At 72.4% G+C, this 12,845-nt stretch carries 13 protein-coding genes; 8 read left to right on the forward strand and 5 right to left on the reverse strand.

Annotated features, from left to right (window positions below; translation table 11 throughout):
* Positions 1-17: 17 nt before the first annotated feature.
* Positions 18-749 (forward strand): hypothetical protein, encoded by a 732-nt coding sequence (locus GXP74_RS39345; RefSeq protein ID WP_182455951.1) that lies wholly within the window; start codon positions 18-20, stop codon positions 747-749.
* A 109-nt stretch (positions 750-858) separates the two neighbouring features.
* Here GXP74_RS39345 and GXP74_RS39350 read toward each other — a convergent pair whose 3' ends face one another.
* A complete protein-coding gene (locus GXP74_RS39350) occupies positions 859-1,743 on the reverse strand; it encodes a LuxR C-terminal-related transcriptional regulator (protein WP_182455952.1) in 885 nt (294 codons plus the stop codon).
* A 279-nt stretch (positions 1,744-2,022) separates the two neighbouring features.
* Here GXP74_RS39350 and GXP74_RS39355 point away from each other — a divergent pair, with 279 nt between their 5' ends.
* Positions 2,023-2,214, forward strand: a complete 192-nt coding sequence (locus GXP74_RS39355) for a hypothetical protein (RefSeq protein ID WP_182455953.1) — start codon at positions 2,023-2,025, stop codon at positions 2,212-2,214.
* Positions 2,215-2,273: 59 nt separating this feature from the next.
* Complete coding sequence (locus tag GXP74_RS39360; RefSeq protein ID WP_182455954.1) at positions 2,274-3,629, forward strand: AfsR/SARP family transcriptional regulator; 1,356 nt, start codon at positions 2,274-2,276, stop codon at positions 3,627-3,629.
* Between the two features lie 88 nt (positions 3,630-3,717).
* On the opposite strand, the gene GXP74_RS39365 is transcribed toward GXP74_RS39360, so the two are convergent.
* Positions 3,718-4,845 carry an aldo/keto reductase family protein gene (locus GXP74_RS39365; RefSeq protein WP_182455955.1) on the reverse strand — a complete coding sequence of 376 codons (1,128 nt, stop codon included), beginning with the start codon at positions 4,843-4,845 and terminating at the stop codon, positions 3,718-3,720.
* Between the two features lie 312 nt (positions 4,846-5,157).
* Here GXP74_RS39365 and GXP74_RS39370 point away from each other — a divergent pair, with 312 nt between their 5' ends.
* From GXP74_RS39370 to GXP74_RS39385, 4 genes are all read left to right on the forward strand, one after another.
* Entirely contained in the window at positions 5,158-6,399 is a 1,242-nt protein-coding gene (locus GXP74_RS39370) for a hypothetical protein (protein WP_182455956.1), read from the forward strand.
* A gap of 38 nt (positions 6,400-6,437) precedes the next feature.
* A complete protein-coding gene (locus GXP74_RS39375; RefSeq protein WP_182455957.1) occupies positions 6,438-7,790 on the forward strand; it encodes an MFS transporter in 1,353 nt (450 codons plus the stop codon).
* A 105-nt stretch (positions 7,791-7,895) separates the two neighbouring features.
* A complete protein-coding gene (locus tag GXP74_RS39380) occupies positions 7,896-8,600 on the forward strand; it encodes an SRPBCC domain-containing protein (RefSeq protein ID WP_182455958.1) in 705 nt (234 codons plus the stop codon).
* Positions 8,597-9,097, forward strand: coding sequence for a flavin reductase family protein (locus GXP74_RS39385; RefSeq protein ID WP_225448511.1), 501 nt, complete (start codon positions 8,597-8,599; stop codon positions 9,095-9,097). The genes GXP74_RS39380 and GXP74_RS39385 overlap by 4 nt, the downstream gene beginning before the upstream one ends.
* Here GXP74_RS39385 and GXP74_RS39390 read toward each other — a convergent pair.
* From GXP74_RS39390 to GXP74_RS39400, 3 genes are all read right to left on the reverse strand, one after another.
* Positions 9,036-9,548 (reverse strand): response regulator, encoded by a 513-nt coding sequence (locus tag GXP74_RS39390; protein WP_182455960.1) that lies wholly within the window; start codon positions 9,546-9,548, stop codon positions 9,036-9,038. The two genes, GXP74_RS39385 and GXP74_RS39390, sit on opposite strands and share 62 nt — an antisense overlap.
* Positions 9,549-9,658: 110 nt before the next feature.
* Entirely contained in the window at positions 9,659-10,345 is a 687-nt protein-coding gene (locus GXP74_RS39395; RefSeq protein ID WP_182455961.1) for a response regulator transcription factor, read from the reverse strand.
* Positions 10,345-11,946, reverse strand: a complete 1,602-nt coding sequence (locus GXP74_RS39400) for a histidine kinase (protein WP_182455962.1) — start codon at positions 11,944-11,946, stop codon at positions 10,345-10,347. The genes GXP74_RS39395 and GXP74_RS39400 overlap by 1 nt, the downstream gene beginning before the upstream one ends.
* 293 nt (positions 11,947-12,239) lie before the next feature.
* On the opposite strand from GXP74_RS39400, the gene GXP74_RS39405 reads away from it, so the two are divergent.
* Positions 12,240-12,797, forward strand: a complete 558-nt coding sequence (locus GXP74_RS39405; RefSeq protein ID WP_182455963.1) for a hypothetical protein — start codon at positions 12,240-12,242, stop codon at positions 12,795-12,797.
* Positions 12,798-12,845 lie beyond the last annotated feature (48 nt).

Below are 12,845 nucleotides of genomic sequence, written 5' to 3' on the forward strand. Positions count from 1 at the left end.
GATCGACGACCACCTTCATGATCCGCCAGGAGGGCACCGACAACTGCCTGGACCTGCTGCTCGGCGCCTGGTACGCGGACGCGTGGACCGACAGCTACGGCTGCGACGGCGGCACGGCCCAGCAGTGGACGCTGCCCGCGGCCGCCGACCAGTCCGCGTGGGGGCTGGCCGTCGACCACGCCGTCTCGCTCTGCGGGAGCGACGCCTCGACCTGCTCGTGGACCACGGGCACCCAGGCCCCGGCGGCGCCGCTGGCCAAGCAGTGCGTCTCCCCGGTCTGGGACAACGACACCTCCGCGCCGGTGACCTACGCCTTCCAACTCACCAACACCACAGGCTGGTCGGACACCATCGGCGGCACTCTGGGCGTGGAGATCGATCCCGGCCTCAGCGTCAAGGGCGACGTCGGCGGCTCCATCCCCATCCCCGCCTCGCTCCTCACCGGCACCATCACCGGCACGGGCACCCTCCAGGGCAAGGTCTCGCTCTCCGTCACCGGCTCGTTCACCAACAACGTCAGCCAGCTGCTGGGCAACACGGTGACCATGCCGATACCGGTCGGCCAGTACGGATGGGTCGCGCTCTCGGAACTCGCGACCCAGGTCACCGGCACCTGGACCTTCGACGCCGGGGGCTTCCCGTGGACCACTCCGGACACCGTCACCGTGCCGCTCACCACTGATGCCACCGGCGGGACCAGCGTCTACTCCGCCGAGACCAGCCCGACCTTCAGCTCCTGCACCTCCTGACCCACCCCGCACCACGACGGTCACCCCGGGTCGCCCGACCCGGGGTGACCGTCGTGGTGCGGCGCCCGCCCGGTCGGCGTGACCCGGCCGGGGCACCGGGCGGCCCGTGCTACTCGGGCAGGTCGAGGATTCCGGAGTCGCGGAGCAGGTAGCCGAGTTGGGCCCGGCTGCCGCTGCCCATCTGCTCGGAGACCCGACGGACGTGCTCGACCACGCTGCGGCGACTCATCCCCAGCCTGCGGCCGATACGCTCGTCGGTCTCACCGGCGACGACGGCCAGCAGAATGGTGCGCTGCAGGTCGTCGATGACCAGGCTGCGGTGGCCCGGGGCGCCGGACTCGCCGACGGGGGTGGCCCGGGACCAGGAGCGTTCGAACACCACGGTCAGGTAGCGGACGAGAGCGGGGTGCCGGACCTCCAGGGCCGCGGTCGCGGTCTGCTCGGAGACCGGGATGTAGGCCACTTCCTGGTCGCAGATGATCATCCGGTCGAACACCTCGGCCAGGGTGCGGACCTCCGCCCCGGCGCCGGTGACCCGTTCGATGTACGCCATCGTGGGCTGGTGCGACCTAACCGTGTGCTGGTACAGCGTGCGCTGCCTGACCTTCCGTTCGAGTATCGGCAGCACCCGCTCCAGCGCCTCGGTCAGCAGCTCGGGGGAGCGCCCGCCGCCGGGCTGGGCGGTGATCAGGTCACGCCGGCAGCTGCTGACAGCCAGGTCGAGTGCCGCGCTGATGGCGTCGCTGCCGTGGATCAGCGTGAGTTCGGGTTTCTCGTTGCTCCTCGCCTCGGCGTAGAGCTCCTCATATCCGGAGAAGGACGAGCGTATCGATTCCGCGGTGCGGCGCAGTCCGTCGATCGCGGACTCCAGCGGACGCAGGGCCCGGTCGGCGGCGATCGCGGGTGGTACCGGATAGACGATCGACGGTGAGTCCTCGCTCTCCACCGCCAGGTGCAGGGCCATCAGGCAGGGAGGAACGTCCTCGCGGCTCATGCTGCCCTCGCGGAGCACGATCTGGTATCTCGATCTCGCCGCCTCGCACGCCACGGTGGCGCCGAGGATGCCACAGGTGTCCGCATTAGCACAGGTTCGCTCAGCCTTCACAAACGAGCAACGTACCATCGCGCAACGGTGGACGGCCGTTCGGTGCCACTCCCTGACAGATTATGGGTCGCATGGGATCCGACGGGGGTCCGGGCGGCTCAGGGGATGGCGCGAACTCGCCCTTCCCCGCGGCCCGTCCCATGTTTTGACAGCACAGGAGTATCGATCATGCGAACGTTCGCCCACGTACTCATCCGGCGTTCAGCCACCGCCGCGATCGCGGTTCTGGCGGTGACAGCGGCCCTGACCCTGTCGGGTCCGCACCAGCACACCGTGCCGACCGGCTCGGCAACGGCCGTGGCCGACTCGGCCGCCTCCACCGGCGACTCCGCCGGTCCCGGGGACCCGGCCTGGGGCTGATCGCCCCGGTCGCTCCCAGATCCGTCCGCACGGCAAGTGAACTACGGGGGTCCGTCGGCATGATCGAAATCAACATACTCGGCGATCTGACGGTGATGACCGATGGTCGGGACGTGCCGATGAGAGCACCGATGGTGCGTCGGCTACTCGTCCAACTACTGGCCCGGGTCGGGCAGACGGTACCTGCGGGAACCCTGTGCGACCTGCTCTGGCCGGGATCCAAGCCGGTCAACGCCCGGAAGACGCTACAGGTCTACGTACGCAGGCTGCGCCAGGCCCTGGGCGAGGACCGGGTCCGGCACCTGGCCGGTGGGTACTCCGTCCGGGCCGATCCGGACGAGCTGGACGTACTGCGCTTCGAACGGCTCATCTCGGATGGCCGCGGCGCCCGCCAGAACGGGGAACTGGAGCGGGCGAGCGCGCTGTTCGACGCCGCGGTCGGCTGCTGGCGCGGAACCCCGTACGCGGAGATCGCCGACACCGGCCTGGTCGACCACGAGATCGACCGGCTGGAGGAACTGCGGTACAGCCTGCTGGAGGAACGGCTCGGAGTACGGGTGGACCTCGGCCGGTACGCCGAGGCGATCGCCGAGCTCACCTCCCTGGTCTCGGTGTACCCGTACCGGGAGAGCCTGCGCGGCCTGCTGATGGTCTCGCTCTACCGGTCCGGCCGGCAGAGCGAGGCCCTCGGCGTGTACCAGGCCACGCTCCGGGTGCTGGACCGTGAGCTGGGCGTGCAACCGGGACCGGGCCTGCGTTCGCTGCACGGCCGGATCCTGCGGGCGGAACTGCCCGCGGGGCCGGAGCTGGTCCCCGGCGACCGGCGCCCACGGCCGGAACTGCCCGGCCGACACTGGCCGGTCCCCCGGCAACTCCCCGCCGGGGTCGCCGGATTCATCGGCCGTGATTGCCAACTCGGGCAGTTGGAAGCCCTGTTGCCGAACGGCACGGTGATGCGCACCGCCCTGCTCCGAGGTGGTGCCGGAGCCGGAAAGTCCACCCTGGCCGTCCACTGGGCGCACGCGGTGGCGGCGCGGTTCCCCGACGGCCAGCTCCACGCGGACCTGCGGGACTCCACGGGGGACCCGGTACCGCCGGACGTGGTCCTGGCGGGGTTCCTGACCTCGCTCGGTATTCCGCGGGCACTGCTGCCGGTGAACCTGCCGGAGGCCGCGGCGCTCTTCCGCTCGCTGCTCGCGGACCAGCGCACGCTGGTGCTGCTGGACGCCGCCGCGTCCGAGGAGCAGGTCAGACCGCTGCTGCCGGGCGGCGGCGGATGCATGGTGCTGGTCACCAGTCGGCAGCGGCTCGACGGACTGGTCGCCGCCGACGGTGCCTGCCCGGTCGAGCTGGACCCGCTCGGGCTGCTCGGGGCCGGGGCCGCACCGGCCCTGGCGCGGGCCGCGGCGGGATAGGCGGGGCGGTACCGGCGAACCCCTCGGTACCGCGGCGGCGGGTGGCCGGGCTCGGGCAACCGGGCCCGGCCACCCGCCGGGCCCGGGGTCAGGGCGAGCAGATGCTGACCGGCCCGCCGTGCAGCGGCGGCCACGCCGGACCACCGACGGGCACCGGCGCGGCAGCGGGCGCGGGCGCGGGAGCGGCGGCGGCGGGCGCGGCGCTCCACTCCGGCGCGACCGCCATCATCCGGGCGGTCTTGGCCGGATCACGGTCGACCATCCCGCCGAGTACCTCGTCCACCCGCTTGAGCACGTCGTCGTCGAGTCGCAGGCCCGAGGCCGCGGCGTTCTCGGTGACCTGTTCCGGACGGGAGGCGCCGATCACCGTGCCGGAGACGCTGGGTCGGTTCAGGACCCAGGCGACGGCCAGCTGGGCCATGGACACGCCCGCGTCCGCGGCCACCTGGCGGAGTTCCTCGACCCGGCCCAGCAGCGCCTCCCCGAGCACCCTGCTGATGAACCGCGGCCCACGACCGGCGGTGACGGCCCGCGACCGCGCCGGGGCGGGCTGCCCGGGACGGTACTTGCCGGTGAGCACGCCCTGGGCGACCGGCTGGAAGGCGAGTTGGCCGATGCCCTCGCGCAGGCACAGCGGCACCACCTCGGGTTCGATCACCCGCCACAGCATGTTGTACTGCGGCTGGTTGGAGACGATGCGGCTGCGCAGTCCGAGCTCCTCGGCCAGCCGCAGGGCGGACTCGATCTGCGGCGCCGTCCACTCGGAGACCCCCAGGTAGAGCACCTTGCCCTGGCGGACCAGGTCGTCGAAGGCGATCAGCGTCTCCGCCAACGGAGTTCGACCGTCGAAGCGGTGCGCCTGGTAGAGGTCCACGTAGTCGGTCCGCAGCCTGCGCAGCGACGCGTGGCAGGACTCCATCACGTGCTTGCGGGACAGGCCCGAGTCGTTGGGCCCGGTACCGGTCGGCAGGCAGACCTTGGTGGCGATCTCCAGGGCGGAGCGCCGCACGCCGCTCAGGGCCTGCCCCAGCACCTCCTCGGCCGCGCCCTGCGCGTAGACGTCAGCGGTGTCGAAGGTGGTGACGCCCGCGTCGAGCGCGGCCCGGATGCAGCTGTCCGCTGCCTCCCGGCTGACGGTCTCCCCGTGGGTGAGCCAGTTCCCGTAAGTGATCTCACTGATCATCAGGCCGCTCTGGCCGAGGTTCCTATGCTCCATACCGCAGCACTCTAGTAGCCCTCCCGCTCTGTTCGGGGGGCCGGGAAACCACGGGGAAACCACCGGGAAACCGGCCTCGGGAAACTGGATACCAGGTCGCCGACAAGGTGGCCGAAAGTTCGAACCGGAGGGGAGGCTGACATGGCGGAGAACAAGGACTTCGATGTCCTCATGAGCGAGGACTACTGAGCCGAGAGCTCAGTACGCCGAGCCTGAGCTCGGCCCTAAGGGCGGGGAGGAACTCGGAGACGACTCCTCCCCGCCCTCTTATGTGGTGGTGCAGCGAAAGGCTCGACTGAGGGGCGAAGGAACGTGTCCGACCGACTTCCGTATTCTCGTAGGAACACTGCTTGGGCGGATCTGGAATTCGCGCCCGCCACCGTGCTCGACGTCGAGTCGCTGCAACGCAATTGGCGGGCCTGGTTCGAACTGGCCGCTGCCGGCTCGGGACCGCTGTGCGCGGCCAGCACCCCACTGCTGCTGGACCTGCTGCGTGACGAGTCCACCCAGCAGCCGCTGCCCTACTGCTCGTTGGTGATCGCGGCGGACGCCCGGTCGCGGCTCGCCCGGCAGGCGCGGCAGGACGCGTACCTCGGCGCCACCCCGCGCCAGGTCGCGGACGCCACCGGCCTGGAGGGCTGGGCGTTCCTGGCCGCGCAGCTCGACGCCTGGGCCGACCAGGGGCCCGCCCGGCAGGCGGTCCTGGTCCGGCTGCTCACCCAACTGGGCTTCTACGGGGTCGCCGTCGGGCTGGCGGGAGCCGCCGCGTCGTACGGCGACACCGCCGGTGAGTACCTGGCCTACGAGAGCGCCCGGGCACTGCGCCAGCACCGCCGCTCCTCCGCCGCGGTGCTGACCGACTTCGCCCGGCTCGCGGAGCAGGCGAGCAATGTGTCGGTCCGGGTGCACGCCTGTACCCAGCTGATCTCCGTCCTGCTGCGCGACCGGACCGGCGAGCACCGGGACCGCGACTGGGCGGCCTACGGAACAGCGCTGCTCCCGGAGTTGGAGCAGGCCGAGCCGTGGCTCAGGGCACTCACCAGCAGCCGGTTCTGGCGGGCCGCCGCCTTCCAGCGGATCGGGGCCAGGGACACCGAGGGCGCCCGCACCGCCATCGAGTCCGCCTACGAGGCGGACGACGAACTCGGCCACGCGGCCACCACCGCGCAGCAGCGGCACGCCGCACAGGAGAACCGCAGGCTGCTGCTGGACGTGACGGTGAAGGCGGGCGGTCGGCTGTTCCCGGCCGAACGCACCAGGGCCGCGGCCGAGGAGCTGCTGCGGCTCGACGGAAACGAACCCTCGGCCCGCTTCCACGTGGCGGCACTGGCCGAGCAGGAGGGCGATCCGCGGCGCGCCGCCGCGGAGTTCGAACGCGGCGCGCAGGCCGGGACGCTTCGCGGCGCGGCGGCCGCGTACCGCGCCTTCCTCTGCCATGAGCGCCTGGGCGACCGCGAGGCGGCGGCGCGGGCCGCGCGACTGCTGCTGGAACTGGACCCGGCGGCCCACCAGCCGACCACGCAGGACGGTCCGTCCGCCGGCGCGCTGGTCTGACTCGGGGGCACGGGAATGACGAACGAGGCGGACAACTGATGGTGAATCAGGCGGAGACCGGGGCCGCTCAGGCGCCCCGAGTGCCACCGGTGCCGGGGCGGGCCGGACTGCTGCGCCGAGCCGGTGCGGCCTTCACCGGCGGTCTCGACCGCAACTTCTGGCTCATGTGGACCGGCTGGACCATCTCCAGCGCCGGCAACGGGCTGACCGACACCGCCCTCCCGCTGCTGGCGGCCGACCTGACCACGAACCCGTCCGCGGTGTCCCTGGTCAGCTTCGCCGACCGGCTGCCCTGGCTGGTGCTGGCCCTGACCGGCGGCGCGCTCTCGGACCGGTGGGACCGGCGCAAGTCGCTGTGGATCTCCGACGCGGTGCGCTTCGTGATGCTGGTCGGGCTGTTCACCGCGGTGCTGCTCGACTGGGACTCCATCGCGCTGCTCATGGTGGTGGCGTTCGCGGTCACCGCGATCGAGACCCTCTACGACAGCTCCCGGGCGTCCATCCTGCCGATGCTGGTCACCCAGGACCGGGAGCGCCTGGAACTGGCGAACCGGCGCCTGATGAGCGCGAACACCGCCGCCCTGAAGTTCGCCGGACCCGCGGCCGGTGGTCTGCTGTACGCCGCGGCCCGTGCCCTGCCGTCGCTGGTCGACGCGGTGTCCTTCGGACTCAGCGCGATCACGTCCTTCCTGATGCGCGGCGACTTCACCGGGGACGCGGCGGGGTCGGCCCGCAAGCAGCGTCCGCCCATGCGGCGGGAGATCGCGGAGGGCGTGCGCTGGCTGGCCCGGCACCGGGTACTGCGGGTGTTCACCCTGGTCGCCGGGTTGAAGAACATGTGCACCGCGGGCCAGTTGGCGCTGCTGGTGCTCTACACCCGGCAGATCATGCACATCGGCGACGTCGGCTACGGCCTGCTGCTCTCCTCCGTCGCCGTGGGCAGCGTGCTGGCGGGCTTCACCTGCCGGCTGTTCACCGAGCGGCTGGGCCCGGCGCGATCCAGCCTCGGCGGCTCGGTCTTCGGCGCCGCGGGCTTCGCCATCCTGGGCTTCACCCACAACACCGCCCTGGTGGCGCTAGGCCTGGCCGTCACCGGCTACACCTCGATGACCTGGAACGTCACCACCGTGTCGCTGCGCCAGGCGATGGTGCCGAGGCATCTGGCCGGCCGCACCAGCGGTGTGAACCGGCTGGTGACCTTCGGCCTGATGCCGATCGGCGTGCTGATCTCCGGCCAGATCGCCACCCACTTCGGCCTGAACCTGGTCTACAGCGGCGAGGGCGTCTTCGGCGTCAGCGTGGCCGTCATCGGGCTGCTGAGCCTCTCGAACTCCGCGGTGGAGGAAGCCCTGCGGGAAGCCCAGGCCCTCCAGGAGACGCAGCCCGCGTAGGCCCGGGCCCCGGGTGGCAGCACAGATCCCCCACCTTCGACACCTCCGACACCTTCGAAACGACCTCACGATCCCGTCGCGGATCCGACGACCAGGAGTAGGGCCATGGCGCTTGAGACGTCCACCGACCATGTCATCAAGGAGAGCCTGGAACGGGTGTGGCAGGCCTGGACCGACCCCAAGGAGGTGCGGGCCTGGCTCAACCTGCACGACGCGCTGATCCCGCTGACCGTGGGTGAGCCGCTGCTCTGGTCGTTCAACCGCCGCGGACGGGTGGAGCTGGCCTTCCGCGGGACGCTGCGGGAGATCACCCCGCAGGCGCTGTGCGTCTACGACTGGGAGGTGCCCGGCAACGACACCCCGACGTCGGTCACGGTGCGCTTCGAGAAGGTCGACGAGAAGCAGACCCGGGTGTCCGTGCGGCACACCGGGTTCAGCGAGTCGCTGCGGTCCCGGCTGGAGTTCGACGGCTACGACCACCACTGGTGGCACTACCTGGAGCGGCTCGCCGGCTACCTGGAGTACCGCCCGTTCCAGTTCCACAGCACCCTGACGCCGCCGAAGACCGGCATCATCCCCCTGGGAGTCACCCCGGAGACCGGGATGGTGGTCCAGGACGTCGTGGTCAACTCCGCCGCGGAGGCCGTCGGCATGCGGGCCGGGGACGAGATCCGTTCGATCGACGGCATCGCGCTCACTGAGATGGAGGACTTCCACCGATGGCTGGACGAGGCGGTGCCCGGACAGCAGGCCCGGTTCGAACTGAAGGACCGCACCTTGACCCTGGTGCTGCGGCCGTTCACGGCGTGACCCCGACGGCTCCGGAGTTCCGGACGGCACTCGCCCGGTTCCCCTCCGGGGTCACCGCCGTCACCACGCTGGACCGCGAGGGCAGGCCGTACGGCTTCACCGCGAGCTCCTTCTGCTCGGTCTCGCTGGACCCGCCCCTGGTGCTGGTGTGCCTGGCGCGCACGGCCGAGTCCTATCCGGTCTTCGCCGGGTGCGACCGGTTCGGCGTGAGCGTGCTGCGCCCCCGGCACCGGGAGCTGGCCCGGCTGCTCGCCACCAGGGGAGCGGACAAGTTCGGCGGCGGCTGGGCCGTCCCGACGGCCTCGGGCATACCCGTCGTCCCGGACGCCCTGTGCGTCCTGGACTGCACGGTCCACGACCGGTACACCGCGGGCGACCACATCATCCTGATCGGCGAGGTCCGGACCGCGCGCGTCGGCCCGGGCGAGCCGCTGGTCAGCTACGGCCACGCCCTCCACCGGCTGCACGCGGGCCCGGTGTCCGATCCCGACGGCTGAGCCCGGGTTCCGCGGCGGCTCTGACGGCGGTCAGGATGGCGTCGATGTCGCCGCTCTTGTCGACGAGGGCGAAGGCCCCGGCGGCCAGGGCCGCCTCGCGCAGGCCGCCTCGGGCGCTCATGGCCACGACCGCGCAGCCGTGCCCGCGGCTCAGGGCGCGCACCAGGTCAAGACCGGTGCGGGGGTCCGGGAGCAGCAGGTCCACCAGGGCGACCGAGGGGCCGACGTGTGCGGCCATCACCAGCGCCCGCGCGGCATCGGCGGCCTCGGCCACGATCGTCAGGTCGCTCTCCAGGACGATCGTCTGGTGGATGGCGGCCCGTACCCGGACGTCGCGGTCCACCAGCAGCAGCCGGACCGGCTGACCGTCGCTCTCGGGGAGCGGCGAGCTGCCCGCGGCGGGGGGACCGTCGCCGCCGGGCGTTTCCAGGGGGGATCCGGGACGTGCCATACCGTCATCGTGGCACCCGGTCGCGGTACCCGGCATCGGCCGTTTGACGGCATTCCCGGGCATCGGGACCGGTCGGCCGCTCCTGGGCGCCCGGGCGGGCCGGGCCGGGCTCACCTCGGGCCCTGCGCCAGTCCCTCCTGTACCGCCCACATGGCGGCCTGGGTACGGGAGGCCAGGCCCAGTCTGGCGAGGATGTCCGAGACATGGGTGCGGGCGGTGCGCTCGCTCACCACCAGGGTCTCGGCGATCTGGCGGTTCGACGCCCCTTCGGCGATCAGCAGGAGCACCTCGCGCTGCCTGCGGGTCAGGCTTTCCCCGGTCCGCTGGGGAGCCCGGGTCGAGTCGGCGAGTATCCGGGCCACGGCGGGATCCAGGTGCATCCGCCCGGCGACGGCGGCGCGGACGGCGGCGGCGACCTCGTCGGCGTCGGCGTCCTTGAGCAGGTAGCCCGCCGCCCCGGCCTCCAGGGCACCACGGACCTTGCTCTCCTCCACGAAGCTGGTCACCGCCACCACCTCGACGGCCGGCCACCGGGCCTTGATCCGGCGGGTGGCGGTGATGCCGTCCATCCCCGGCATCATCAGGTCCATGAGCACCACGTCCGGCAGGGCGTCGGCGGGTTCGAGGACGGCTATCCGGTCCAGCGCCTCCTGGCCGTCCGCGGCCTCGCCGACCACCTCGATGTCGTCGACCATGGCCAGGTAGGCGGCGACACCGCTGCGCACGACCCGGTGGTCGTCGACCAGGAAGACGCGGAAGGGCTGGTCGGCCCGACCGGCCTGGGTGTCCGTGGGCATCAGGTGCCTTCCTTGGGGTGACCCCGTCGGCGGTGCGGCAGCGTCACGGTGACGACGGTGCCGGTGCGCCCCGCGTCGGCGCCGGTGACGCCGGTGACGTGGGTGACGCCGGTGACGCCGTCGGCGCCGGGGTGCCGGGTGCTGGTGACGGTGAACTGGGCGCCGATGGCCTGGGCGCGCTCCGCCATGCTGGAGAGGCCCATGGAACCCGAGTGCTCGGCGGCGGGGTCGAAACCGGCACCGTCGTCGCTCACCACGGTCCGCAGCGCGCCCGCCTCAACGGTGACGTGGACGGTCGCGTGCCGGGCACCGGCGTGCTTGACGACGTTGTTGAGCGCTTCGGACGCGATCCGGTAGAGATGCTCCTCGACCCCGCTCCCGAGGTCCAGCCGCCGTTCGGGGCCGTCCACCGCGATCGCCACCTGCTCCCGGGCGGTCAGCGCCGCGCCCTGCTTGCGCAGGGCGGAGACCAGGCCCTCCTCGGCCAGGGCCCCCGGACGCAGTTCGAAGATGAGGGCCCGCATCTCCGCCAGGGTGCCCCGGGTCAGCTCGGCGAGCTGGGCCACGGACCGGCCCAGCGGCCCGCTGTCGTCCAGGTCTGCCTTGGACATCGCCAGTTGCGCGGCCCGGGCGTGCATGGTCATGGAGAACAGCGCCTGGCTGATCGAGTCGTGCAGCTCACGGGCGAGCCGGGTGCGTTCCATCGACGCCGCCAGCCGGGCGTTGGTCACCGCCACGGCGCACTGGTCGGCGAGGACGTTGTAGAAGGCGCACTCCTCCGCGTTGGGGTCGGCCGCCCCCGGCGGCCGGTGCGCCCCGAACACCCCGAACACCTCGCCCTCCCAGGACAGCGGCGCGTAGTAGGAGCCCTGCCAGTCCAGGCTCTCCATGGTGGCGGCGAAGGCCCTGGTGGCCGGGGCGGCGCCCATCGCCGCGCGGGCGTCGGGCAGGAACACCGGCTTGCCGGTGAGCACGTGGGACCCGCCGGGCATCTCGTCCAGGGTGACCGAACTGGCGGTCCACGCGCTCATGCTGCGGGCGCGGTCCGGGAACCCGTAGCCGCCCGCCACGGCCAGCTTGTGGTCGTCGCCGATCACCACGATGCCGCAGGCGACGGCGGCGGTGCTGTCGACGGCGTGCCGGGCGATGCCCCGCAGGATCTCCTCCACCGTCCCCGCCGCGACGAGTTGGGCCGTGGTCTGCGCCAGGGCCACCGCGGTGCGCTCCCGGGCGGGTCCGCCGCCGAGGTCGCGCAGGATCGCCACCCAGTGCCGGGCGCCGCCGATGTCGGTGGCGACGACGGAACACGTGACCTCCCGGCCGACGGTGTCCGGGCCGCCCACGAGGCAGCGGAACGGCGCGGGCGCGTCCTCCGGGCCCCAGGGGAAGCGACCCGGAGGCGTCGCCCCGCCGCCGAACCCCAGGGCGCCGAGGAGTTCGCCGCCGCGCAGCCGATCCAGCGGTCGGCCCAGCATCCGGCAGGCCGCGGGGTTGGCGTGGACGAACCGGCCGTCGGCGTCGACGACCGTGATCCCGTCCTCGACGCCGTCCAGCACCGCCGCCAGCGTGGGCAGGCCCAACGCGGCCACGTCCCCGCTCACCAGCACAGGCTGCCCGTCCACCGCGCCACGCCCCATCTCTGTCCCCGTCCCACCTGACACTACTGCCAGCGCGGTCAGCCGAGGCCGTGCGGGCCGACGGCGGGGGCGGACGGCCGCTCCGGGCGCCCTACGTCATTCCGCACAGAGCCACCGCGTCACATGACAGAGCCGGTGTCCGGTCAATGAGCCGATGTTGCCGAGGGCTCCGGACGGGAGGCTTGACCCATACCCGAACGGGGCGGACAAGCAGCCCGCAGGACGGTCGGAAACCCCTTCCCACACTTGGAGTTGGCATGCTGTCCGAACTCACCCAGGCCATGATCGTCAACGGTGCCGTCCTCGGCGCGGTCCTTGAGGCCGACCTCGGCGGCCACCGCAAGGTCGGCCGGATCCGGATCCTGCGGCCGGTACTCCTCGCGGCCGGTGTCGTACCGCTCTTCATGGACGCCCCCGCCACCCACGGTTCCGGCCTGGCCCTGGAGATCGGCGCGGCGCTCGCGGGACTCCTGTGCGGGATCCTCGCCATCGTGCAGATGACGGTCTACCGGAGCCCGAGCACCGGCAAGCCCGTCACCCGGGCCGGAGCGCCGTACGCGCTGCTGTGGACCGCCGTCATCGGCGCCCGCGCCGCCTTCTCCTACGGCTCCGTGCACTGGTTCCCCACCCAGCTCACCCACTGGGCGGTGCGGGAGCACCTCAACGCCGCCGCCATCACCGACAGCCTCATCTTCATGGCCGTGGCCATGCTGCTGACCCGCACCGTCGCCCTCGGCGTCCGCGCTTCCAGGCTCTCCGCCAACGGCCCCACCGTGTCGCCGACCGGGCCCCGGATGACGGCGGTCCACTCCTGAGCGCCTTCGAAGACGCAGGCCCCACCCCCACCCCCACCGCAGCCCGTC

The sequence above is a fragment of the Streptacidiphilus sp. P02-A3a genome (assembly GCF_014084105.1).
GTDB lineage: Bacteria > Actinomycetota > Actinomycetes > Streptomycetales > Streptomycetaceae > Streptacidiphilus.